This window comes from Nonomuraea sp. NPDC026600, from assembly GCF_040638335.1.
Taxonomy (GTDB): Bacteria; Actinomycetota; Actinomycetes; order Streptosporangiales; family Streptosporangiaceae; genus Nonomuraea.
Genome location: NZ_JBEZYD010000031.1, coordinates 40,965 through 62,965, shown reverse-complemented (window position 1 = coordinate 62,965; position 22,001 = coordinate 40,965). Strand labels below are relative to the sequence as shown.

General features: G+C 69.7%; 24 protein-coding genes. 14 read left to right on the top strand and 10 right to left on the bottom strand.

The window, feature by feature from the left end; all coding sequences use genetic code 11:
- Positions 1 to 8: 8 nt before the first annotated feature.
- The 4 genes from serS to AB0F17_RS47040 form a co-directional block, all read right to left on the bottom strand.
- Entirely contained in the window at positions 9 to 1,271 is a 1,263-nt protein-coding gene (gene serS, locus AB0F17_RS47055; protein ID WP_358037282.1) for a serine--tRNA ligase, read from the bottom strand.
- A gap of 41 nt (positions 1,272 to 1,312) precedes the next feature.
- Positions 1,313 to 2,233: a prephenate dehydratase gene (pheA, locus tag AB0F17_RS47050; RefSeq protein WP_358037279.1), complete on the bottom strand. Its 921-nt coding sequence runs from the start codon at positions 2,231 to 2,233 to the stop codon at positions 1,313 to 1,315.
- Positions 2,234 to 2,309: 76 nt separating this feature from the next.
- On the bottom strand, positions 2,310 to 2,705 hold the full coding sequence (locus AB0F17_RS47045; protein ID WP_358037276.1) for a DUF4446 family protein: 396 nt from the start codon (positions 2,703 to 2,705) through the stop codon (positions 2,310 to 2,312).
- A gap of 42 nt (positions 2,706 to 2,747) precedes the next feature.
- Positions 2,748 to 4,058: a glycosyltransferase 87 family protein gene (locus tag AB0F17_RS47040; RefSeq protein ID WP_358037273.1), complete on the bottom strand. Its 1,311-nt coding sequence runs from the start codon at positions 4,056 to 4,058 to the stop codon at positions 2,748 to 2,750.
- A gap of 26 nt (positions 4,059 to 4,084) precedes the next feature.
- Here AB0F17_RS47040 and AB0F17_RS47035 point away from each other — a divergent pair, with 26 nt between their 5' ends.
- Positions 4,085 to 7,006, top strand: coding sequence for a hypothetical protein (locus AB0F17_RS47035; protein WP_358037270.1), 2,922 nt, complete (start codon positions 4,085 to 4,087; stop codon positions 7,004 to 7,006).
- Here AB0F17_RS47035 and mptB read toward each other — a convergent pair.
- The 3 genes from mptB to AB0F17_RS47020 all read right to left on the bottom strand — a co-directional run bounded on the left by mptB (position 6,888) and on the right by AB0F17_RS47020 (position 9,393).
- Positions 6,888 to 8,465 (bottom strand): polyprenol phosphomannose-dependent alpha 1,6 mannosyltransferase MptB, encoded by a 1,578-nt coding sequence (gene mptB, locus AB0F17_RS47030; protein ID WP_358037268.1) that lies wholly within the window; start codon positions 8,463 to 8,465, stop codon positions 6,888 to 6,890. The genes AB0F17_RS47035 and mptB overlap by 119 nt on opposite strands.
- A gap of 74 nt (positions 8,466 to 8,539) precedes the next feature.
- Entirely contained in the window at positions 8,540 to 9,154 is a 615-nt protein-coding gene (locus tag AB0F17_RS47025; protein ID WP_358037265.1) for an STAS domain-containing protein, read from the bottom strand.
- 83 nt (positions 9,155 to 9,237) lie between these two features.
- Positions 9,238 to 9,393, bottom strand: a complete 156-nt coding sequence (locus AB0F17_RS47020) for a hypothetical protein (RefSeq protein ID WP_358037262.1) — start codon at positions 9,391 to 9,393, stop codon at positions 9,238 to 9,240.
- A gap of 68 nt (positions 9,394 to 9,461) precedes the next feature.
- On the opposite strand from AB0F17_RS47020, the gene AB0F17_RS47015 reads away from it, so the two are divergent.
- The 6 genes from AB0F17_RS47015 (at position 9,462) to AB0F17_RS46990 (ending at position 14,551) form a co-directional block, all read left to right on the top strand.
- Positions 9,462 to 10,685 (top strand): sensor histidine kinase, encoded by a 1,224-nt coding sequence (locus AB0F17_RS47015; protein WP_358037259.1) that lies wholly within the window; start codon positions 9,462 to 9,464, stop codon positions 10,683 to 10,685.
- Positions 10,682 to 11,338 (top strand): response regulator transcription factor, encoded by a 657-nt coding sequence (locus AB0F17_RS47010; RefSeq protein WP_358037256.1) that lies wholly within the window; start codon positions 10,682 to 10,684, stop codon positions 11,336 to 11,338. Before AB0F17_RS47015 ends, AB0F17_RS47010 begins: the two co-directional genes overlap by 4 nt.
- A 99-nt stretch (positions 11,339 to 11,437) precedes the next feature.
- On the top strand, positions 11,438 to 12,037 hold the full coding sequence (locus AB0F17_RS47005) for a sulfite oxidase-like oxidoreductase (RefSeq protein WP_358037253.1): 600 nt from the start codon (positions 11,438 to 11,440) through the stop codon (positions 12,035 to 12,037).
- Entirely contained in the window at positions 12,038 to 12,763 is a 726-nt protein-coding gene (locus AB0F17_RS47000; RefSeq protein ID WP_358037250.1) for a ferredoxin reductase, read from the top strand.
- A gap of 1 nt (position 12,764) precedes the next feature.
- Positions 12,765 to 13,055, top strand: coding sequence for a DUF6510 family protein (locus AB0F17_RS46995; protein ID WP_358037247.1), 291 nt, complete (start codon positions 12,765 to 12,767; stop codon positions 13,053 to 13,055).
- Positions 13,056 to 13,144: 89 nt separating this feature from the next.
- On the top strand, positions 13,145 to 14,551 hold the full coding sequence (locus tag AB0F17_RS46990; protein ID WP_358037244.1) for an LCP family protein: 1,407 nt from the start codon (positions 13,145 to 13,147) through the stop codon (positions 14,549 to 14,551).
- Here the strand turns inward: AB0F17_RS46990 and AB0F17_RS46985 are convergent, their stop codons facing one another.
- Positions 14,552 to 15,148, bottom strand: a complete 597-nt coding sequence (locus tag AB0F17_RS46985; protein ID WP_358037241.1) for a TetR family transcriptional regulator — start codon at positions 15,146 to 15,148, stop codon at positions 14,552 to 14,554. It lies immediately after the preceding gene.
- A 63-nt stretch (positions 15,149 to 15,211) separates the two neighbouring features.
- Here AB0F17_RS46985 and AB0F17_RS46980 point away from each other — a divergent pair, with 63 nt between their 5' ends.
- Positions 15,212 to 16,507: a cytochrome P450 gene (locus tag AB0F17_RS46980; RefSeq protein ID WP_358037238.1), complete on the top strand. Its 1,296-nt coding sequence runs from the start codon at positions 15,212 to 15,214 to the stop codon at positions 16,505 to 16,507.
- On the opposite strand, the gene AB0F17_RS46975 is transcribed toward AB0F17_RS46980, so the two are convergent.
- A complete protein-coding gene (locus AB0F17_RS46975) occupies positions 16,470 to 16,640 on the bottom strand; it encodes a DUF3073 domain-containing protein (protein ID WP_358037235.1) in 171 nt (56 codons plus the stop codon). The genes AB0F17_RS46980 and AB0F17_RS46975 overlap by 38 nt on opposite strands.
- Positions 16,641 to 16,726: 86 nt before the next feature.
- Here AB0F17_RS46975 and AB0F17_RS46970 point away from each other — a divergent pair, with 86 nt between their 5' ends.
- Entirely contained in the window at positions 16,727 to 17,059 is a 333-nt protein-coding gene (locus AB0F17_RS46970; protein WP_214635030.1) for a metalloregulator ArsR/SmtB family transcription factor, read from the top strand.
- A gap of 139 nt (positions 17,060 to 17,198) precedes the next feature.
- Positions 17,199 to 18,413 (top strand): alpha/beta hydrolase, encoded by a 1,215-nt coding sequence (locus AB0F17_RS46965; protein WP_358037231.1) that lies wholly within the window; start codon positions 17,199 to 17,201, stop codon positions 18,411 to 18,413.
- 87 nt (positions 18,414 to 18,500) lie between these two features.
- On the opposite strand, the gene AB0F17_RS46960 is transcribed toward AB0F17_RS46965, so the two are convergent.
- Positions 18,501 to 19,091 carry a hypothetical protein gene (locus tag AB0F17_RS46960; RefSeq protein ID WP_358037228.1) on the bottom strand — a complete coding sequence of 197 codons (591 nt, stop codon included), beginning with the start codon at positions 19,089 to 19,091 and terminating at the stop codon, positions 18,501 to 18,503.
- Between the two features lie 76 nt (positions 19,092 to 19,167).
- On the opposite strand from AB0F17_RS46960, the gene AB0F17_RS46955 reads away from it, so the two are divergent.
- The 4 genes from AB0F17_RS46955 to AB0F17_RS46940 all read left to right on the top strand — a co-directional run bounded on the left by AB0F17_RS46955 (position 19,168) and on the right by AB0F17_RS46940 (position 21,819).
- Positions 19,168 to 19,680 carry a PadR family transcriptional regulator gene (locus AB0F17_RS46955; protein ID WP_358037225.1) on the top strand — a complete coding sequence of 171 codons (513 nt, stop codon included), beginning with the start codon at positions 19,168 to 19,170 and terminating at the stop codon, positions 19,678 to 19,680.
- A 9-nt stretch (positions 19,681 to 19,689) separates the two neighbouring features.
- Complete coding sequence (locus AB0F17_RS46950; protein WP_358037222.1) at positions 19,690 to 20,568, top strand: 1,4-dihydroxy-2-naphthoyl-CoA synthase; 879 nt, start codon at positions 19,690 to 19,692, stop codon at positions 20,566 to 20,568.
- Between the two features lie 96 nt (positions 20,569 to 20,664).
- On the top strand, positions 20,665 to 21,249 hold the full coding sequence (locus AB0F17_RS46945) for a DUF1707 domain-containing protein (protein ID WP_358037219.1): 585 nt from the start codon (positions 20,665 to 20,667) through the stop codon (positions 21,247 to 21,249).
- Positions 21,250 to 21,324: 75 nt separating this feature from the next.
- On the top strand, positions 21,325 to 21,819 hold the full coding sequence (locus AB0F17_RS46940; protein ID WP_358037216.1) for a hypothetical protein: 495 nt from the start codon (positions 21,325 to 21,327) through the stop codon (positions 21,817 to 21,819).
- The last annotated feature ends 182 nt before the right edge of the window (positions 21,820 to 22,001 follow it).

Below are 22,001 nucleotides of genomic sequence, written 5' to 3'. Positions count from 1 at the left end.
GCGGTCTGCTACTTGGACGGCTCCAGGACATCGAGGCCGACGTAGGGGCGCAGCGCCTCGGGGACCACTACCGAGCCGTCGGCCTGCTGGTGGTTCTCCAGGATCGCGACGATCCAGCGGGTGGTCGCCAGCGTGCCGTTGAGCGTGGCCAGATGCTGGGGCTTGCCGTCCTTGTCGCGGTAACGGACGCCCAGCCTGCGGGCCTGGAACTCGGTGCAGTTGGAGGTGGAGGTCAGCTCGCGGTAGCGCCCCTGGGTGGGGATCCACGCCTCGCAGTCGAACTTGCGGGCCGCCGACATCCCGAGGTCGCCCGCCGCCGTGTCGATGACGCGGTAGGGCACCTCGATCTTGGCGAGCATGTCCCGCTCCCAGGCGAGCAGCCGCTGGTGCTCCTCGCGCGCCTCCTCGGGCCGTACGTAGGAGAACATCTCCACCTTGTCGAACTGGTGGACCCGGATGATGCCCCGGGTGTCCTTGCCGTACGAGCCGGCCTCGCGGCGGAAGCACGACGACCAGCCCGCGTAGCGGAGCGGCAGCTCGTCGCCGCCGAGGATCTCCTGGGCGTGGTAGCCCGCCAGCGCCACCTCCGAGGTGCCGACCAGGTAGAGGTCGTCCTCGGGCAGGCGGTAGATCTCCTTGTCGTGGGACACGTGGAAGCCGGTGCCCTGCATGGTCTCCGGCTTGACCAGCACCGGGGTGATCATCGGGGTGAACCCGTTGGCGATCGCCTGCTGCATGGCCATGTTGAGCAGGCCGAGCTGCAGGCGCGCGCCAACGCCCTTGAGGAAGAAGAACCGCGAGCCGGACACCTTGGCGCCCCGCTCCATGTCGATGGCGCCGAGCTGTTCGCCCAGCTCCAGGTGGTCCTTCGGCTCGAAGTCGAACACGCGGGGCTCGCCATGGGTTTCGAGCACGACGTAGTCGTCCTCGCCACCGTGGGGCGCGTCCTCGTCGACGATGTTGGGCACCGACTGCACGAGCTCGTCGAGCTCGGCGCCCAGCGTCTCGGCCTCCGCCTCGGCGGCCTTGACCTGGCCGGCCAGGTCCTTGGCCCGCTGGAGCAGCCCGGCCTTCTCCTCGCCCTGCGCCCTGGAGACCGACTTGCCCAGACTCTTCTGCTCGGCGCGCAGGGACTCGAACGAGGTCAGCGCGGCGCGGCGGCGCTCGTCGAGGTCGAGCAGCGTGTCGACAATGGAGTCGTCCTCGCCGCGGGCACGCTGCGAGGCCCGTAGCCGGTCGGGATGCTCACGAAGGGTACGCAGGTCAATCACAGATAAAGGCTACCGGCGCCCGGTGACCGCCCGCCTCCGGATTAGACGCGTCCGGCCCGGATTCGGGCCAGCCAGTCTCCCGCCTCGGCGAACTCCGGGTCGGCCGTGCCCTTCTTGATCTGCGGAGCGACGCCGTCGGCACGCGGGTAGCTGCCCAGGAAGCGCACCTCGTCGCAGATGCGATGCAGACCGGAAATGGCCTCACCGACGCGGGCGTCGGCGACGTGACCCTCGAAGTCGAAGTGGAAGAAGTAGCGCCCGATGCCGTTGCCGGTCGGCCGCGACTCGATGCGGGTCAGGTTGACCCCGCGTACCGAGAACTCCGTCAGCATCTCCAGCAGCGCGCCCGGGTGGTCGTCTGCCAGGAACACCACGAGCGAGGTGCGGTCGGTGCCGGTCGGCGCGGGCAGCGCGCCCGCACGGCTCACCCGGACGAACCTCGTCACGGTGTCGTCGCGGTCGCCGATGTCGTCGGCGAGCTCCACCAGCCCGTAGTGCTCGCCCGCGATGCGCGCCGCGATGGCCGCGTCGTACGGCGAGCCGGGCAGCGAGACCTCCTGCGCCGCGGCGGCCGTCGAAGGCGCCGCCACCACGACCGCGTCGGGCAGCTCCCGGGCGCAGAACGCGCGGCACTGCGTGATGGCCGCCGGATGCGTGTAGACCCGCTTGATGTGCACGATCTCGGTGTCGGGCCTGGCCAGCAGCGAGAAGCGCACGGGAAGAAGCAGCTCCGCCGTGATCAGCAGCGGCTCGCCCCAGGCGAACTCGTCGAGGGTCGTCGTGATCGCGCCCTCGATCGAGTTCTCCAGCGGGACGACCGCGCCGTCGGCCTCGCCGTCGCGGGCGGCGTTCAGGGCGGCGGCGACGTTGGCACAGGGCAGGCGCTCGGCTTCGGGCTCCAGAAGTCGCAGGGCCTCCTCGGTGAAGGTGCCCTCCGGTCCGAGATAGGCGAGTCTGGGCATGCGTACAGAGTATCCGCAGGTTACCGGGCAGCGTATGAACCTTTACTCACACGGAAATCTCGCAGCCGAGCCCTCTTCACCACCGGCCCGCCTGAGCGTCTATCAGCGGGCCGTGGCCCAGCCGGGCGGCTCGCACCGCCTGCTCCTCCTCCGGCGACAGCGGCTCCTCCCCCTTGCCGCTCACCACCGGCCGCACATAGGTGCGGGTCTCGGACCGTCCGTTGATCGAGGTCAGCACGATGCCATCGCCCAACCCGTTGATCATCGCGATCGAGAACGACAACCTCCCGGTCATCTCCTCAAGCGCGTCGTAACGGCACACGGCCACGTCGCGGATGGCCTTGAGATCGCCCTTGCCCTCGCTCGTCTGCCTGACCAATTGCTGTCGGCATTCGTCGAGCGCGGCCCTGGCCTGCTTGAGCGCCCGGAAGCCGAGGCAGACGCCGCTCACCCCGGCAACGAGACCCACCATAATCCATACGGTAATCAGCACGTAACAGAGAGTAATGTGTCGTCAAGCCAGGTCGCGCCGTTTCGGCAACCAGGCGACCAACAACCAGACCAGCCCCAGCGCCCCCAGCCCGAACCCGTTCTGCACGATCTTGTCGAGCACCGGCACACCCGCCACCTTCAACGCCACGCCCCACCAGGGGACAGGCAGCACGTAGTACAACCACACCCCCACGGCGACCCGCACCCTGACCGGATCCCGCCCGTCACCCACGATGGCCCCCAGCACCACGACCACCCAGGCGAGATGGTGGATCCAGGCGACCGGCGACAGCAGCACGGCCATGAGCCCGACCAGCGCGACGGCGGTCATCGGATCCTTGGCCCGATACGCGTCACGCGCCCCGCGGAAGCCGTGCCAGCCCACGACCGCCACCAGGCCGATCCAGATCACGGACGTCACCGTGTCGTTCATGTAGAGGCGCAGCAGCATGCCGCGCATCGACTGGTTGGTGGTGGCTTCGTTCGCGCCGAGCCGCCCGGGATCGAACAGCGCGGAGAACCAGAACCCGGCCGCGTCGTGCGGGATCACCAGGAACGGCAGCAGCGTGAGCAGCGCCGCGGCGAACGCCGCCATGAAGAACGTCCGCCACTGCCGCGTCACCAGCAGGTAGATCAGGAAGACGCCCGGCGTGAGCTTCACCGCCGTGGCCAGCCCGATCAGGAACCCCCGCGGCCACCACGGCCGCCTGGCCACACAGTCGACCAGGCACAACGCGACCAGCAGAATGTCCACCTGGCCGAACCGGACCTGGTCGCGAATGGGCATCAAATAGGCGCAGGCCACCACGAGGAAGGCGAAGATCCACGGCGCGTACCGCTCCACCCCTCCACCGGCCACCCCCTGCCCCAGCGCTTCTGTGGACGAGCCGGTCTCCGCGTCGGTCCCGGACGCGCGCTCTGCTCCGGCCGTCCCCGACGCGCCGTTCGCCCCGTCCTCGGTCCCGCGTCCCCCCAGCACCCCTCTGAAGGAGTACGCCACCACGACGGCGAGCGACAGGAAGACCCCGGCGGTCCACACCCACTGGGCGGTGTCCCAGGACATCTTGGCCAGCAGTACGGCCAGCATCGCCGCGATCGGCGGGTAGGTGAACGGCAGCAACTGAGGCGCGGGAGTGGCGAACTCGTAGACGGGCCGACCCTGGAGGATCATCTGCCCGCCGGTCCGGTACACATCCAGATCGACCAGCCGCTGATCGTCGGGATTCGTCAGCCACTGCTGCACCAGCGGTGCGACGGCCACTGCGATGACCAGGACGGCAATCGCCCACGCCCACCACTGCCGCCGGATCGTCCTCGCCCTGCCACCTGTCACGGTGTGGCACGTTACCGTGGCTGTTGTTGATCGAGCGCGTCGTACTGGGGGTCCCGCACATGCCGCATGCCACCTTCAGCACGCCCTCCCCCACCCCGAACCCCCGCCCCACCCCTCGCCCGACCCCGACGGCAACCCCACACCCAAGCCCTCAAGACCCCCCTTCGAACCTGCACCCCCACCGTCGCCGCTCGGCCACACACGTCGTTGCCGCGCTGCTCCTCACCACCGTTCTGGCGCCCCTCTTCGGCGCACGCCCAGCCGCCGCGGCAACGCCCACCCACACCTCGGCCTCCACCCTGCTCGCCACCCCCGCACCCAGCTCGGACACCGCCTCCGCCTCCGTGCGTGGTCGTGTGGCCCTTATTGGGGTGCCGGGGCTCCAGTGGAGTGACCTGGACGAAACCCGTACCCCCAACCTGTGGAAGCTGGTCGCCCAGGGCGGCTCCGCGTCGCTTTCCACGCGTGCTGTGCCACCGCCCGACCGTGGCGTCACCTGCCCGATGGCCGGGTGGCTGACCGTGTCGGCGGGCCAGCGGTCCGGTACGGCCGGGCGTGGTTGTCCTGCGATCCCGGCGCCCCGGGGTGCCGGTGAGGGCGCCACGGTCCCGGGGTGGTCGGCGCTGGTCGCGTACCAGGCCGAGACCGGGTACGACGCGCGGCTCGGCACGCTGGGCGGGCTGGTGATGTCCTCGGGCGGCAAGGTCGCCGCCATCGGCCCCGGCGCCGCACTGGGCGCTGCCGACACAACCGGAAAAATCGCCAAATACGCCGACACCCCGGAGGCGCTCGGCGACCCCACTCCGTACAACCTGATCGTCCTGGACGCCCCCGACCTCGCCGCCGCCTGGGCCCGTCAGCCGCTCGACGAGTACGGCGTGCCGACTCCTCTCCCCACCGCCACGAGACAGGCCGCCGTCGCGCAGGCGGATCGCCGCATCGGCGCCCTGCTCGGCAAGCTGCCGAACGATACGACCGTCCTGGTGGCGGGCATCTCCGACATCACCACGAACCCCCACCTCCACGTCGCCATCGCCACCGGCCCCTCCCCGAGCGGCCGTCCGTATCTGCACGGCTACCTGACGGCGACATCCACCCGCCAGGACGCCTTGGTCACGATCACCGACCTCACCGCCACCGTGATCCAACTGCTGGGCCTGGAGGCGCCCCGCGAGGTGGTCGGGCGCGCCTGGCAGAGCGACGTCACGGAAACCTCGGCCACACCCGCCGACACGGTCAACGAACTGTCGGACAGCGACCTGGCCAGCCAGGTGCTCCGCGAGGTCCGCGGCCCATTCTTCGCCGTGTTCGTGACGGTCCAACTGGTCTTCTACGCCTTCTCCGCCCTGGCCCTCCGCCGCCGTCGCCGCTCCGCCTCCGCTGGGGAAATCCCCACCCCGACTACGGACTCTGCTGAGGGCGCCGACGGGATCGAGGGTGCCGCCCCCGCCCGGCCCGCGCCTGCCGGATCCACGCCTGGGGGAATCTCACCCGGTGAAGCGCCGCCTGCCGAATTCACGCCCACGGGGGCCTCGTCCGCAGAGACGGCGGCCGCTGAAGCCGGGCCCACGGGGATCTCATCCGAAGCCGCGACACCCACCGGACCCACACCAACGGGCATCTCGCCCGGAGAGGCCGCGCCCGCTGAAGCCGGATCTACGGGGATCTCATCCGAAGCGTCGATGCCCGCCGGACCCACGCCAACGGGCGCCTCGCCCGGAGAGGCCGCGCCCGCTGGAACCGGAGCTGCGGGCATCTCGTCCGGCGAAACGGCGGCCGTAGGAGCCGGGTCTGCGAGACACATCTCTGCGGAGACTCGCGGTGGTGCCGGTGGTGTCGGTGGGCCGTCAGCGGTGGGGGCGGTGCCGGCGAGTGCTTCTCGGCTGCTGGCGGTTGTGCAGGTTGTGGCCGTGGTCAGTGGGGCCATCGCCGTCTCCACGTTCCTCGCGCAGTTGGTGCCGTGGTGGGCCCTGCCCTCGCCGATGCTCGGCGTCATCGTGACCATCCTCGCCATCGCCGGGTTGATCACGGGGCTGGCGTTCGCCGGGCCGTGGCGGGCGGACGTGCTCGGGCCTCTTGCCGTGGTCGCGGGCGTCACCTCCGTCGCTCTGCTGGTCGACGTCATGACCGGGTCGACGTTGCAGGTCAACGCGGTGACCGGGTACGAGCCCGTCACCGGGGGGCGGTTCTACGGGTTCTCCAACATCGCCTTCGCCGTCTACTCGACGGGGACCGTGCTCGGGTTGGCGGGGGTTGCCCAGTGGCTGCTCAGGAGGGGGGTGTCGAGGTTTGTAACGGTGCTGGTGTGTGGCGCTTATGGGGGGTTGGCGGTGTTCGCGGATGGGTGGCCGTCGTGGGGGGCGGACTTCGGTGGGGTGCCGGCCTTCGTGATCGGCTTGGCGGTCTTCCTCATCCTGCTGGCCGGGCGGCGGGTCTCGATCATGAAGCTGCTGCTGGTCGGGGTGGCGGGAGGTGTCCTCATCGGGGGGATCTCCCTCTTCGACTGGCTGCGGCCGGCGGCGCAGCGCACTCACCTGGGTAATTTCGTGCAGCAGATCATCGACGGTCAGGCGTGGACGGTGGTCTGGCGCAAGTTCAGCGCGATGATCGGCGTCACCGTCGGGAACTGGTCTCTCACGCTGCTCTCGCTGGTCGCGCTCGCGTTCCTCTTCTGGGTGCTCAATCGGCCGTCGCGCTGGGGTGCTCCCGCGCTCGGTCAGGCGTACGCGCTCGCGCCGACGCTCCGGGCAGGACTGTTCGGGGCGCTCACGTGTGCGTTCATCGGGTTTCTCATCAACGACTCGGGCATCGCCATCCCGGCCATGGCGCTCACGGTGGCGGTGCCGTTGACGCTCGCGGCTTCCGTACGCGCCCTGCAGCTCGCCACGCCCACCACACCAGAGCAGCGGTCAGCACCATCAGTGCCCACGGGGCGATCTGCGACCTGACGACCGTACGGAGCCAGTCGAGGTCCTGCGGCATGACGTGGTCGAGGACGCGGGCGGGCAGGTAGGCGAGGGAGAGTATGAGCAGGTGAGTGAGCAGCAGCCCGTCGAGCGCCGACGCCCCGACCAGGGCGAGCACCCCGAAGGCCAGCCCGTCGTACCAGGGCAGGATGTACGGCGTCGCGAACAGGTAGGCGATGACGATCACGACGGCGACCACGGGGGCGCTCAGCCCGGCCGACCCGGGAGATGCGAGCGGGTGCGGTGAGCCCGAGGCGTGGAGTCTGGACATCAGGCGGAACAGCGACCAGGCCACCAGGGCGAGCACGAGCAGCGAGCCGATCTGGATCTCGCCCCGGTAGGCGCTGCCCTCGCCGATGATGGACTGCAGCCGGCCCTGGACGAGTTTCCAGAACGAGGCCAGCGAGATCGACTTGCTGGTGCGGGTCATCGGGCCGAGCGCCTCCGGACCGACGATCACGTAGCCGACGACCACCACGGCCAGGGCGGTGCCCGCCATCAGGGCCAGGCGGGCGGGCCGCCGGCGCAGCTCCCAGGCCGGGCCCAGCGCCACCAGGCCCGAGTTGATCTTCACCGCCACGCCGGCGCCGAGCAGGAGCCCGGAGCCGGCCGGGCGGCCCCTGGCCAGGAGGGCGGCGACCATGCAGGCGATGGCCAGGGTGTCGATGTGCATGCCGGCGACCAACTGGTAGAGCAGCAGCGGGTTGGCCGTCCACAGCAGGGCCGCTCGCAGCCGCCTGGCGGGATCGTGTTCGGTGAAACGGTCGATCAGCAGGCCCGTCGCGATGAACGCGGCCGCGTTGACCAGAGCCAGGACGAAGATGGTCAGCCGGAGCGAGTCGCCGCCGATCCAGCTCGCCAGGGCCTGCACGGCCGTCGCCACGGGGCCGTAAACGCTCGGCTCCTCCTGCCAGGGGGCTTCGACCGCGCGGGCGATGGGGTCGGTCGGCAGGTCGACGGCGCCGTGGGTGTAGGGGTTGACGCCCAACGTGACCATGCGGCCGTACGCGGCGTAGTTGAGGTGGTCGCCGGAGCCCGAGGGCGGTAGGAAGGCCAGCAGGGCGGCGGCCAGGCAGCCGAGGCGCACCAGCAGCCGAGGGTCCGGCAACCACTGCCCGGCGCCAGATGGCGGCTCGGCGCCCGGTGGACCGGTGGCGAGCAAGCCGCTCGGGGACGCGCGGGTGAGCGCGAGCAGAAGACCCAGTGAGCCGAGCGCGCCGAGCACGATCGCGGCCGCGGCCAGGCCCACCACGAGGTGGGGACCGGGATCCAGGTGCAGGGAGTAGGGCGGTTGCCAGGCGGGGCCGCTCAGCGCGGGGACCAGGACGGACGGGCCCATAAGTCCGATGGCGATCGTCAGCAGGATCGAGGCGCCGATCGCCGCCGTGGCCGGCTGCGCGAGCCGGCCTGGCGCCTTTCCGCGCCGCGTCTCCGAAGTCACCCGCAAATTCCAGCACACTCGCCAGGACGCTCAGGCCCGAGCTCAGCAGGCTGTGGATAACTCGGAAGAGCGTCCTACCGCGGATACGGCAGATACGGCAGGACGGTTCGAGAGCTCCGCGCGTCGAGGCCCTCGTCCCCGGGCGCACCGCCGGAACCTGCCTGGGACGCGCCCCCGGAGCCCGCCCGGCCTGCCACGGACGCGCCGTCGGCACCCGCCCGGGCCACGGACGCGCCACCGGCACCCGCCCGGGCTTCGGGCACGCCGCCGACACCCGCCCGGCCTCCCATGGGCGCGCCACCGGCGCCTTCCCGGCGGCTTCGCTCCGCCGCGAGCACGATCTCCGCCACCGTCTCCTGGACGTCACCGCGGATCTCCACGTACCGCAGCAGACCGGTACGTTCCAGAACGGTCACCAACCGTTCTGGAGGATTCGCCAGGATGATCCGGCCACTCCGCGTGGCCCGTACGCGCTGCAACGCCACCGCCAGCGCCCCCACCAGGGAAGAGTCGTAGAACACCAGGTCAGCCAGGTCGAACACGAGAATGGGCCCGTCGGACCAGTCCCACACCTCCTGGATGCGCGCGCTCAGACGCGCCCGACCGGCGTGATCCAGCTCGCCGCTCGCTCGAAGGACGGTGCAATGAAGGTGCCGGATGGTGTCGATTCGCACTGCACGCGCGCTCATCGTTTCCACTCACCTTCCGCCGGCGTCGCTGTTCCTCTGCCCGGGAAACGCCATGTCCAACGGTTCCGGACGGGTGAAGGCCATCACAGCGCGGCCTGCAGGATGGCCATGGCGCGTAGCAGGGGGAAGAACTTCGGTGTCATGACCGAGATGGTGTTGGCCGCCCTCGCCCGGGTCGTCGTGCCGGGGAAGACACCTGTGACTACGACGTGGGGCCGCGGGCCGGGCGTGACTACCACGCAGGGAGTAGCGCCGGTTCCGACCTGGTGCGGAGGAGGGAGATCGAGAAACGTCGTACTGTGCAGGAATGAGCACTCGGTGGCGGCCGTTCGCGGCCGATGCGACCGTCTCGGTGGCGCTGACCGTCATGCTGCTGGTGGTCGCGCTGTCGACGCCGGGCACGGGCGTACTGGACTATGTCGTCGTTGTAGCCGGTTCGCTGTCGCTCCTCCTCGTCCGCCGGGCGCCGGTGGTGGCGCTGGTGATCTGTACGGCCTGCATGCTCGTCTTCTCGGTCGACGCGCATCCGGGCCCGACGGCGGCCTTTCCCGTCATTGTGAGCGTGTTCGCGACGGTCAATGCCGGACATCGGCTGGTGGCCGCGGGCGCGGGAGCCGTGTTCCTCGGCGGCAGCCTGGCGGCGGACCTGGCCACCACCACCGACCAGCCCGCCCTGAGCATCCTCCAGAACACGAGCCTGCTGATCGGCTGGTTCGTCGCCGCGGGCGTGGCCGCGACGGTGAGCAGGCACCGGCAGGCGTACCTCCACCAGGTCGAGGAGCGGGCCGCCGAGGCCGAGCGCACCCGCGAGGAGGTCGCCCTGCGGCGGGCGGGAGAAGAGCGGCTGCGCATCGCCAGAGAGCTGCACGATTCGCTCACCCACAGCATCTCGATCATCAAGGTGCAGGCGGGTGTGGCCGTGCACCTCGCGCGCAAGCGCGGCGATGAAGTGCCGCCGGCGCTGCTGGCCATCCAGGAGGCGAGCGGTGACGCCATGCGCGAGCTGCGGGCGACGCTGGAGGTGCTGCGTGACCCCGACGCCGATGCCGGTGAGGCGCCGGGTAGCGGCTTGGACCGGCTCGACGACCTGCTGGACCGGGCGCGGTCCGCGGGCCTGCCCGCCACGATGCTGATCACCGGCACGCGCGGGTCGCTGCCCGCCGAGGTCGACAGGGCCGCGTACCGGATCGTGCAGGAGGCGCTGACCAACGTCGCGCGGCACGCGGGCGGCGCGTCGGCGGCGGTACGCATCGACTACGGCCTGGACGAGCTGGTCGTGCAGATCGACGACGACGGCCGGGCCGGTGGAGACGCGACCCACGTGCCCGGTGTGGGGCTCCTGGGCATGCGCGAGCGAGTCGCGGCCCTGGGCGGCCGACTACGAGCCGAGGCCAGGCCGGAAGGCGGATTCACCGTCCGCGCCGAACTCCCCGTGAACCTCCCCACCGAACTCCCCGGCGTGCTCACAACCGTCCGCGCCGAATCCCCCGCGGGCGTCCCCCTCGGACTCCCCCTGGAAGGACGATCTTGATCCGCGTACTGCTCGCCGACGACCAGGCGCTCATCCGGGCGGGCTTCCGTGCGCTGCTGAGCGCCGAGGACGACATCGAGGTGGTGGCCGAGGCCGCCAACGGCGAGCAGGCCGTCGCCCTGGCGCTGGAGCACCGGCCGGACGTCGCGCTCGTGGACGTGCAGATGCCGGTGATGGACGGCATCGAGGCCACCCGGCGGATCGCCGCCGACGAGCGGCTCCACGGCGTACACGTGGTGATCCTGACCAACTACGGGCTGGACGAGTACGTCTACAACGCGCTGCGGGCGGGCGCGGCCGGCTTCCTGGTGAAGGACACCGAGCCGACCGACCTGCTCCAGGGCGTGCGGGTGGCGGCGCGGGGCGACGCGCTGCTCTCGCCCGCGATCACCCGCCGCCTGATCGGCGAGTACGTCGGCCGCCGCCCGAATCCCGCGCCCGCCAGGCTGGAGATCCTCACCAACCGGGAGCGTGAGGTGACGGCGCTGGTGGCCAAGGGGCTGTCGAACGACGAGATCGCCACCCAGATGGTGATCAGCCCGACCACCGCCAAGACCCACGTCAGCCGGGCCATGACCAAGCTGCACGCTCGGGACCGGGCCCAGCTCGTCGTCTTCGCCTACGAAACGGGCCTGGTCCTGCCAAGGGGCTGAGGCCCCACGCGACATACTGGGCATAAGCCGCGCCAGGCGAGGTGCGTTGGCCTTCCGAACGTACGAACGTGATCTGGCGCATCGCTGAAGGGAGTGCCGGTGAGCATCATTTCGCGCGGCTTCCGAGGCCGGCGCAGAGCGGACGACGACCGGTTGCCGCCCGGCCAGTACCTGGTCGACGACTTCCCGGTGCTGTCGGCGGGGCCGACGCCGCGGGTCCCGCTGGACCGGTGGGAGTTCGCCATCGACACCGAGGCCGAACAGACCCACCGATGGTCCTGGGCGGAGCTGATGGCGCTGCCGCAGGAGACGCCGACGGTCGACATCCACTGCGTCACCAAGTGGTCCAAGCTCGGCACCGGCTGGCAGGGCGTCTCGCTCGACACGCTGTTCGAGAACGTCGAGACCGCCGTCGAGTACGCGCTGGTCTACTCGTACGGCGGCTACACCACGAACCTGCCCCTGGAGGACCTGCTCGACGGCAAGGCGTGGATCGTCCACCAGTACGACGGCGAGGAGCTCGAACCCCGCCACGGCGGTCCGGCCCGGCTGCTGGTCCCGCACCTGTACCTCTGGAAGTCGGCCAAGTGGGTACGCGGCATCCGGCTGCTCGAAGAGGACTGGCCGGGATTCTGGGAGACCGCCGGCTACCACAACTACGGCGACCCGTGGCGCGAGCAGCGCTACGAGGGCGACTAGGTGCGCCGCCTGACCTGGCGGGCCGCCAGGCTGACCGGGCTGCGCGAGGAGACCGACAGCGCCCGCACGCTGGTCTTCCAGGTGCCGGGCTGGCCGGGACACCTGGCCGGCCAGCACGTGGACGTACGGCTGACCGCCGAGGACGGCTACAGCACCCAGCGCAGCTACTCGGTGGCCGCGCCGGCCGATGGCGACACGATCGAGCTCACCGTCGAACGGGTGCCCGACGGGGAGGTCTCGCCGTACCTCACCGAGATCATCGAACCCGGTGACCAGATGGAGATCCGCGGGCCGGTCGGCGGCTGGTTCGTCTGGCGGGCTGAGAGCAAGGCGCCGGTGCTGCTGGTCGGCGGCGGCTCCGGCATCGTCCCGCTGATGGCCATGATCCGCGCGCGCCGCCAGGCGGGTAGCCGCGTGCCGTTCCGGCTGCTGTACTCGCTGCGCGATCCCGGCCGCCGCTACTACGCCGAGGAGTTGCGCCGCCCCGATGCCGGGCTCGACGTCGGCTACCTCTACACGCGGGCCGTCCCGGACGGCTGGCCGCGTCCGGCCGGTCGCATCCTGCTGGACGACCTGGCCGAAGGCGGCTGGCCGGCCGGCTTCGAGCCGGAGTGCTACGTCTGCGGCCCGACGGGGTTCGTCGAGGCGGCGGCCGACCTTCTGCTCGCACTCGGGCACGCGCCCGAACACATCAGGACCGAACGCTTCGGCCCGACCGGAGGCTGACATGACCACCGAACACCTGGACGGCAACGCCCTGGCCGGCCCGCTCGGCGAGATCTTCGCCGTGGACATCACCGCGGCCATCGGCCGGTGCGCGAGCTGCGGGCTGACCGGTCCCATCGCCTCGCTCCGCGTCTACGGCCCCGAACCCGGGCTGGTCGCGCGCTGCCCCGGCTGCGACGAGGTCGTGCTGCGCCTGGTCCGCGGGCCCGGCGCGGCCTGGCTCGACCTGCGCGGCGCCGTGTCGTTGCGACTGGGACTGCCCGAACAACGGATCTCACACGATCCGGCTTAGTACACTCTGCACGTCCAGCCGGCCGAGATCTGTACGGCGGAGGTCTTGGCCATGGGCAGCGGCCCGCGGCCCTGTCCCATGGGAGACATGTGAGCAACGGGCTGCTGGACGCGCCGCCGTCCCCACACGCGCCGACACGCGGCCGCAAGCGCTGGCTGCGGTGGGTGATCGCGATCGGGGTGACGGTCGTGCTGCTGATCGCGGGCGTCACGGTAGGCGTCGTCGTCAAGCTGACCGGCAACCTGAAGCACGACGACGTCACGGCCGACGACCTCGGCGCGACCCGCCCGCCCAAGATCGCGGGCACCGCCATGAACGTGCTGATCGTCGGCTCCGACCAGCGCGACGGCAAGAACGCCAAGTACGGCCGCCGCATCGCGGGCGAGCGCACCGACACGATCATGCTCGCGCACGTCTCGTCGAAGCGGGACAACGCGATGGTCGTCAGCTTCCCGCGCGACTCGCTGGTGCAGCTCCCCGCCTGCCGCGCCAAGACGGGCCTGGCGGGCCAGCAGCCACATCTGGGCATGATCAACGAGTCGTTCAACTCCGGCGGCATCGCCTGCACCTGGAAGACGATCGAGACGCTCACCGGCATCCATATCGACCACTTCGTCAAGGTCGACTTCACCGGCTTCAAGAGCATGGTCGACGCGGTGGGCGGCGTGGAGATCTGCCTGCCCGAGGCGGTCGACGACAAGAAGGCGCTGCTCAAGCTAGCCGCCGGGCGGCAGACGGTCAACGGCGAGCAGGCGCTCGGCTACGTCCGGGCCCGCTACAGCCTGGGCGACGGCTCCGACATCGGGCGTATCCAGCGTCAGCAGATGTTCATCGCGTCGATGGTGAAGAAGGTCATGAGCGGGGAGACGCTCACCAATCCGGCCAAGCTCTTCGGATTCCTCGACGCCGGCACCAAGGCCGTCACCACCGACCCCGGCCTGACGCCCAGCGTCATGAAGGACCTGGCGGTCAGCCTGCAGGGCCTCAACGCGGGACAGATCCGCTTCATCACCACGCCGTGGCACTACTCGCTCACCCAGCCGGGGCGGGTGGAGTGGGTCCAGCCGCAGGCCGGGAAGCTGTTCCAGATCGTGTCCAAGGACGAGAGCGTGCAGGGCGTCAAGGGCGGGCAGACCAAGGTGTCCAGATCCAAGATGCAGATCGAGCTGCGCAACGGCACCTATCGCAGCGGTCTCGGCACGCAGGTGGCCGCCGCGCTGGAGCAGCGTGGGTATCACATCACCAAGATCGGCGACACGCCCCGCAAGCCGCAGGCGAAGACGACCGTCTTCTACGGACCGAACGGCGAGACGGGCGTCCCGACCCTGACGAAGGACCTGCTCGTCTCCAGGACGAAGCTGGTCGCGGCAGCGCAGACCAGCCGGCTGGTGCTGGTGCTCGGCGACGACTGGAAGGGCACCAAGCCCCTCGCCACCAACGACACCGAGTCGCTGAAGGGCTTCGACGCGACCCACGACACGTGCGCCGCGTCCTGATCAGGCGATGAAGGCCGACAGCGCGGCCAGCGCCTCCACCACCTGGTGGGCGTCCGGGGTGCTCTCCGGGTCCAGCAGCCATTGGATCATCAGGCCGTCCGAGATCGCGATCAGCACCGAGATCAGGGCGTCCGGGGCGAACGGCAGCTGCACCCCCAGCTCCGCCGCCGCCCTGTTGATCATGTCGATGCCCGCCCGCCTGGCCCTGGTGTAGACGGCGGCCAGTTTCTCTCTCAGCAGGTCCTCGCGCAGGGCGGCCGGGTAGGCCTCCACGGCCAGGACCAGTTGCGGGCGCATTTCGGCGAACACGTCGACCAGAGCCACCATGGCGCGTTCGAGCATCTCCCTCGGTCCGGCCATCGGACCGCCGAAGACCGACTCCTCCACGTGCACGATCCAGGCGTCGTAGGCGCTCACGATCGCCTCGTTGAGCAGGGCGTCCTTGCCGCCGAAGTGGTAGCCGATGGAGGCCAGGTTGGTGCCCGACGCGGCGACCAGGTCGCGGGCGGTCGTCCGGGCGTAGCCCTTTTCCTGCAGGCAGTTGACGGCTGCGGCCAGGAGTCTCTCCCGGTATCCACCGAGCTCTGTTCTCGACACGCGTTCTATGCTATCGATATATACGAGCGTATATGACGTACGTATATATACGGAGGTAGAAAGATGCTCCCCCCTGGACCGAAACTCCCCGCGCTGCTCCAGACCGCCTGGCTCCTGACCGACCCGGTAGGCGCCTTCGAGAAGTGCCACCGCAAGTACGGGCCGATCTTCACGCTGCGCTTCTTCGGCTTCCCTCCCGAGGTCTACGTCACCACCCCCGAGCTGGCCGAGCAGGTCTACCAGCTCGACCAGGGCGGCGGACGGGCCGGCCGGGTCCGGCGCGACTTCCTCGAACCGATGGTCGGCGCGCACTCGCTGCTCACCCTGGACGACGAGCCGTGGTGGCGGCACCGGCGACTGCTCACCCCGCCGCTACGCGCCAAGCAGATCGCCGGGTACGAGGGCGAGATCGCCGCCATCGCCGCCGAGAAGATCGCGACCTGGCCGCTCGGCAGGCCGTTCGGGCTACGCGACCGCATGCAGGAGATCACGCTGGAGGTCATCATCCGGCTGATCTTCGGCATCCGCGACGCCCAGCGGCTCGACCGGCTGCGCGTGCTGCTGCCGAAGCTGATCGAGGTGGGCGGCTCGGCGTCCTTGATGCTGCTGCCGCCACGGCTGCGCGAGGTCACGCGGCGCCTGCCGTTCGCGCCGTACGGGCGGTACGGGCGGTTCGTGAGGTTACGCGCAGCGGTCGACGAGATCCTGTTCGACGAGATCGGCCGGCGACGCGCCGAGCCAGGCGGCACCGACGTCCTGGGCAGGCTGCTGGAGACCGAGCTCGGCGACCAGGAGGTGCGCGACGAGCTGATCACCCTGCTCATCGCCGGTCACGAGACGACGGCCACCGGGCTGGCGTGGGCGTTCGAACGACTGCTGCGCACCCCGGACGCGCTCGACCGGCTGCCGCACGACGAGGAGTATCTCGACGCCGTGGTCAAGGAGGCACTGCGCGTCAGGCCGGTCGTCTTCGAGGCGCCCCGGCTGGTCGACGCCCCGCTCCGGCTGGGCGACTATGAGGTGCCCGCCGGATGGTACGCGGCACCGCTCATCGCGCTCATCCACCAGGACCCGTCGGTCTGGCCGTCACCAGAGGAGTTCAGGCCCGAACGCTTCCTGGATGGCGCGGACGCCCACGGCAAGGCGTGGATGCCCTTCGGCGGCGGCCGACGCTTCTGCGTCGGCGCCCAGCTAGCCCTCCTGGAGATGCGCGTCATCCTCCGAGAGGTGCTGAACCGCCTGGAGCTCTCCGCACCGAATCCGGCGCCGGAGGCCAGGCGGCTCAAGCTCGTCACCCTTGCCCCTGCGAAGCTGACACGCGTCAGCGCGCGTGCTCGGACTCCTGCTCGGACGCCGTAGTCGGGTGCATCTCGTCATGCGGCGAGTCGGCGCCCAGCTCCTCGCGGAGCCGGTCGTAGTCGATGTTGTGATCGGTGTACTTAAGCTGGCGAGCGACCTTCGTCTGCTTCGCCTTGGCTCTTCCTCGGCCCATGGCTACTCCCTAGTCCCCGCTGTCATCTTAGCCAACAACGTTACGACCTGAAGAATTATGCAAGTGCGCTGGATTAGTCTGGCAGTATGCACGTGGAGGTCAACCAGGCCAAGGCCGATTTCTTCCGAACACTCGGCCACCCCGCTCGCATCAGAGTGTTGGAGCTACTCCAGGAAGGCCCGCTTCCCGTCCGGGAACTCCTGGCCCAGATCGACATCGAGCCGTCCAGCCTCTCCCAGCAACTGGCGGTGCTACGAAGAGCCGGGATCGTGAGCGCCATCCGCGAGGGCAGCACCGTCGTCTACACGCTGGCCACTCCCGAGCTGGCCGACCTGCTCGGAGCCGCTCGCCGCATCCTGACCGACATGCTCGCCGACCAGGGCGAACTCCTCGCCGAACTACGCGCCGAGGTCCCCTGACCAGGAGTTCACCCGCACAGCCCGCAGACCAGGGCGGACTCTTCAGAGCGCGAGTCGTGTCAACCTGACGAAAGTAGGAGCACGATCTGGTCTTTCGGCAGTGTCGGGTGCCTCGGGATCTTTCCTACGCTCCTGCCCCATGATCAGAACTCCCCGCAACGTCGCGGCCGTCCTCCTCACTCTGACCCTGCCTCTGTCGGTCGCGACGGCCGCCTCGATGTCGTTCCCGGCCGCCGCGGCCTCCTCTGCGGACCGTTCCGACGTGCGCCTCGCGATCCCGCACCCCACCGGTCAGTACGGCGTCGGGCGCGACACCCTGCATCTCGTCGACGGCAAGCGCCGCGACCTGTGGGTGCCGGCAGCGGGTGCGCGTGAGCTGATGGTGTCCATGTACTACCCGGCCGGCACCAGCGGGAGCGCCGCTCCGTACATGACCATGGACGAGGCCAGGCTCCTTCTCAAGGGACAGAAGCTCGACACCCTCTTCAAGGCCGAACTGCTCGCCGACACGCGCACCAACGCACGCGTCGGCGCCCGCCCCGTCGGCGGCAGGCACCCCCTGGTGGTGCTCTCCCCGGGCTTCACCCTCAACCGCGCCACCCTGACCACGCTCGCCGAGGAGCTCGCCTCCAAGGGCTACGTCGTCGCGCTCATCGATCACGCCTACGAGTCGTACGGCACCACTTTCCCCGGCGGACGCACCCTGACCTGCGTCGCATGCGAGACGGTGGAGAAGGCTCCCTCCGATGAGGAGGAGAAGAAGCTGCTGGGCAAGGCAGCCGCCGGCCGGGCAGCCGATATCTCCTTCGTCATCGACCAACTGACCCGCGCCGGCGGGCATGCACCCGTCTGGAAGCGCTGGAAGATGATCGATCCGCAGCGGATCGGCGCCGCCGGTCACTCGCTCGGCGGCAATGCCGCGGCGAGCGTCATGGCAACAGACCGCCGTGTTCGCGCCGGGGCGAACATGGACGGCACGTTCTTCGCGCCGGTTCCGAACGCCGGCCTCGGCAAACGGCCATTCCTCATGCTCGGCACCAAGGCCCAGCATTCGCCCGACTCCACCGACACGAGCTGGCCGCGAGACTGGCAACGCCTGGACGGCTGGAAGCGTTGGCTGACAGTGGCCGACTCCGGCCACTTCACCTTCATCGACCTGCCCATCCTGGGCGGGCAGGCAGGGATCACCGACCCCACCGCACCGCTCCCCGGAAAGCGGTCGGGCGAGATCACCACGGCGTACGTGGGCGCCTTCTTCGACCAGCACCTACGAGGCGAACACCAGCAGCTGCTGGACGGCCCGTCCACCGCCAACCCCGAAGTCTCTTTCCAGAACCCCTGGAAAGCGCGTTGAGGGACATCGGCCGCCGATTCCGCGCACCGTGCTGCCGGCCAGGGTTCTCACCCTCCGGCGCGACGTCACCTGACGGCGGGGGTGCTCTTACTTGTCGGCGCCTGCGCTGGGGCTGGTGGCGGCCGTACGGCGGGCGCGGGCCTGGATGACCTTGGGGTAGCGGGCGGTGAAGACGGCCGGGATGACGAACGAGAGCACCTTGATGGCGATGACCACGGCGGTCGCGTGCGGCGCGGCGGACAGCACGAACGTCAGCGAGACGGCGGCGACGGTGAACGCGATCGCCCAGGCCAGCGTGATGACCACGTTGATCCGGTAGAAGACCGGGGACTCCCAGACCTCCTTGGGCGCCATGGTCCGCGCGATGCCGAGCGTGAACGGCTTGCGGATGGCCAGCGAGCCCCAGGCGGTGCCCGCGAGCCAGACGTTGACCAGCGCCGAGCCGTACGGGGTGAGGAACGAATGCGGATCGACCAGCGACAGGACCGTGAGGCAGGCGAAGAACACCGCGGCGCTCGACTCGATCACCATCTCGTCCCAGGCCCGCCCCGACCGGCGGTCCACGAGCACGAGGACCAGCGCGATGACGAGGCCGGTGATGGCGCCCCAGCGCCACTCGTCGCTGGTGGCGATGATCGCGTAGAGGATCCAGGGGGAGAATCCCAGCAGACCGCGCATCTAGAGCTCCTCATGACGTTCCTATGTAGACATGTCGAAGGTAGAACCTGCGGCGTCGATATGTCAATATAGGAACATGAGTCTTCGACACGCGGTGCTCGGCCTGCTCTCCGAAGGACCGGCGAGTGGCTACGACCTGATGAAGATATTCGACGTCTCCCTCGCGAATGTCTGGCCGGCCACGCAGAGCCAGCTCTACGCCGAGCTCGGCAAGCTGGCCGGCGCCGGGTTGGTGAGCGTGTCAGCCGAGGGAGCGCGCGGCCGCAAGGAGTATGCGCTCACCGACACGGGCCTGGCCGAGCTACGCCATTGGATCACCGAGGTGGAGCCGGTCAGGGTCGCGCGCAGCGACATGCTCCTGCGCGTGTTCTTCCTGGCCCAGGTGGATGCGCAGCAGGCCAAGGAGTACCTGCGGCGGCAGGCCGACATCATGGCCAAGCAACTGGAACACATCGAGAGCATCCGGGACTTCGTGGAGAGCGGGCAGGACAACTTGTCGGTGTACGGGAGGATCGCGATGGAATACGGCCTGCGCCTGGCCACCACGCAGCGCCAGTGGGCCGAATGGGCGGAAACCCAGATCCGTTAGGCTCGCCCCATGGTCTCCGAACTGTTCGATCCGAAGGCGTGGCAGGTGGTCGAGGGATTCGACTTCACCGACATCACTTATCACCGGGCGGTCGACCAGGGCACCGTGCGGATCGCCTTCAACCGCCCAGAGGTGCGCAACGCGTTCCGGCCGCAGACGGTCGACGAGCTCTATCGCGCGCTCGACCACGCCAGGCAGACCACGGACGTGGGGTGCGTGCTGCTCACCGGCAACGGCCCCTCGCCCAAGGACGGCGGCTGGGCCTTCTGCTCGGGCGGCGACCAGCGGATCAGGGGCAAGGACGGCTACCAGTACGCCGACGGCTCGGCGTCCACCGGCCGGCTGCACATCCTGGAGGTGCAGCGGCTGATCCGCTTCATGCCCAAGATCGTCATCTGCGTGGTCCCCGGCTGGGCCGCGGGCGGCGGGCACAGCCTGCACGTCGTGTCGGACCTCACGCTGGCCAGCGAGGAGCACGCCCGCTTCAAGCAGACGGACGCCGACGTGGCCAGCTTCGACGGCGGCTTCGGGTCGGCGTACCTGGCCCGGCAGGTCGGGCAGAAGTTCGCCCGCGAGATCTTCTTCCTCGGCGACACCTACTCCGCCGCCGACGCGCATCGGATGGGGATGGTGAACGCCGTCGTACCCCATGCCGCGCTGGAGGAGACGGCGCTCGAGTGGGGCCGCAAGATCAACGGCAAGTCGCCTACGGCTCAGCGGATGTTGAAATATGCCTTCAACATGATCGATGACGGGCTGGTGGGGCAGCAGGTGTTCGCGGGCGAGGCGACGCGGTTGGCGTACATGACGGACGAGGCCGCAGAGGGGCGCGACTCGTTCCTGGAAAAGCGCTCTCCTGACTGGTCGCCGTTCCCCTGGCACTACTGATCCGCTTGCCGCCGCCCTGAGGACGGCGGCACATCGCCCGCAACGTTCACCGACCGATGGCGCGGAATTCCGTCCCCCATTATCTAGAGTTGCGGCGTGAGCGGAGATTTAGGCCCGCAGCCGCCAGAGTCGCGGATGTCCGACGCGGATCGCGAGCGAGTCGCGGGCAGGCTGCGTACGGCGGTCAGCGAGGGGCGGCTGACGATGGAGGAGTTCGAGCAGCGGTTGAGCGGGGTGCTCGGCGCCCGAACGTTCGGCGAAGCCGAGCTGTTCGTCGCCGACCTGCCGGGGAGCCGGGTGGCGGCATCGGCACCGGAGAGCGGCGAACTGCGCTCCACAGCGGCTGCTCTCAAGCGGCGCGGCCAATGGGTCGTGCCCCGGCTGCTGCGGGTGTCGGCCAAGGCCGGGGCGGTGAAGCTGGACTTCACCGATGCCGTCATGGCCCATCAGGTCGTGGAGATCGAGCTGGACGTGTGGGCGGGCTCCACCACGCTCATACTGCCGCCCGGCGCCTCCGTGGACATCGACAACGTCGAGCTGATCGCGAGCCCCTCCAAGGTGCGGGATGTACCGAGCTCGCCGATCCCGGGATACGGGCGACATTTCGTGGTCCGCGGCAAGCAGCGAGCCGGCCGACTGCTCGTCCGGCACCAGCACCGCTTCTGGCGCTGGCGGTGGTGAGCGGTCCCGTACAGCAGCAGAACCAGGCCGCCCCGATTCAAGTAGCTGTAAAGGCAGCGGTCCTAAAGTTCCTCCGTGATCACGCCTTCCTACAACAGGTCGACGCGGCTGTGCGCGGTCGACGACCTTGACGTACGACTGCAGGAGCTCCTCGACGGCTACGCCCAGCAACACCTCCTTGGGGATCTGCGTGAGTCGGCGCGGATCTGCTGCGAGACCCACAGCGTTCCGCTGCAGCAGTCGCGGCGTGGGCTTTTCCGCAGGCTGGCATCCGCGTCGATGACGGTGGAGAACCGAGCCGCCGCAGTGGTCACCGACACGTTCGTGGTGATCGTGCTGGTCCGGATGGACGGCGAGTCGGTACGGCTCGGCGCGCCCTTGGCCGACGCTGTCCTTGAGGGTCTGAACCCCCAGGTGCACCGCGGTGAGACCGGCGTGTTCGTTCACGCCCGTTGGCTGGGGCACGGCCAGGCCAGCTCGTACCTGCTGCCTCTGGACTCCGGCTCAGACGGGCAGGCATTCCTCGCTCGTCTCCGTGGCCTCACCGTGGCCGCCCGTACCCGGCCTTGAGCTCGCCCCGGACCTCGGCGGTCGGCCACAGCTACGTGAGGCCCCCGGGAACCCAGGCGGCCTCGGCCCCTCCTTTACCGCCCATCTCAACCCAATCGTGACCAAGGACTGCAATTCTGATACGTCATTTGACTTAGCCATGGGATGGGGATGAGACAGTTGCCGGCATCCAGGGTGTGGCG

Coding starts and splice junctions, on each gene's coding strand:
- pheA (WP_358037279.1), bottom strand. CDS start 2,233: ATGCCCAGACTCGCCTATCTCGGACCGGAGGGCACCTTCACCGAGGAG.
- AB0F17_RS47045 (WP_358037276.1), bottom strand. CDS start 2,705: ATGGTGGGTCTCGTTGCCGGGGTGAGCGGCGTCTGCCTCGGCTTCCGG.
- AB0F17_RS47025 (WP_358037265.1), bottom strand. CDS start 9,154: ATGAGCGCGCGTGCAGTGCGAATCGACACCATCCGGCACCTTCATTGC.
- AB0F17_RS47015 (WP_358037259.1), top strand. CDS start 9,462: ATGAGCACTCGGTGGCGGCCGTTCGCGGCCGATGCGACCGTCTCGGTG.
- AB0F17_RS46995 (WP_358037247.1), top strand. CDS start 12,765: ATGACCACCGAACACCTGGACGGCAACGCCCTGGCCGGCCCGCTCGGC.
- AB0F17_RS46980 (WP_358037238.1), top strand. CDS start 15,212: ATGCTCCCCCCTGGACCGAAACTCCCCGCGCTGCTCCAGACCGCCTGG.
- AB0F17_RS46975 (WP_358037235.1), bottom strand. CDS start 16,640: ATGGGCCGAGGAAGAGCCAAGGCGAAGCAGACGAAGGTCGCTCGCCAG.
- AB0F17_RS46970 (WP_214635030.1), top strand. CDS start 16,727: ATGCACGTGGAGGTCAACCAGGCCAAGGCCGATTTCTTCCGAACACTC.
- AB0F17_RS46965 (WP_358037231.1), top strand. CDS start 17,199: ATGATCAGAACTCCCCGCAACGTCGCGGCCGTCCTCCTCACTCTGACC.
- AB0F17_RS46960 (WP_358037228.1), bottom strand. CDS start 19,091: ATGCGCGGTCTGCTGGGATTCTCCCCCTGGATCCTCTACGCGATCATC.
- AB0F17_RS46955 (WP_358037225.1), top strand. CDS start 19,168: ATGAGTCTTCGACACGCGGTGCTCGGCCTGCTCTCCGAAGGACCGGCG.
- AB0F17_RS46950 (WP_358037222.1), top strand. CDS start 19,690: ATGGTCTCCGAACTGTTCGATCCGAAGGCGTGGCAGGTGGTCGAGGGA.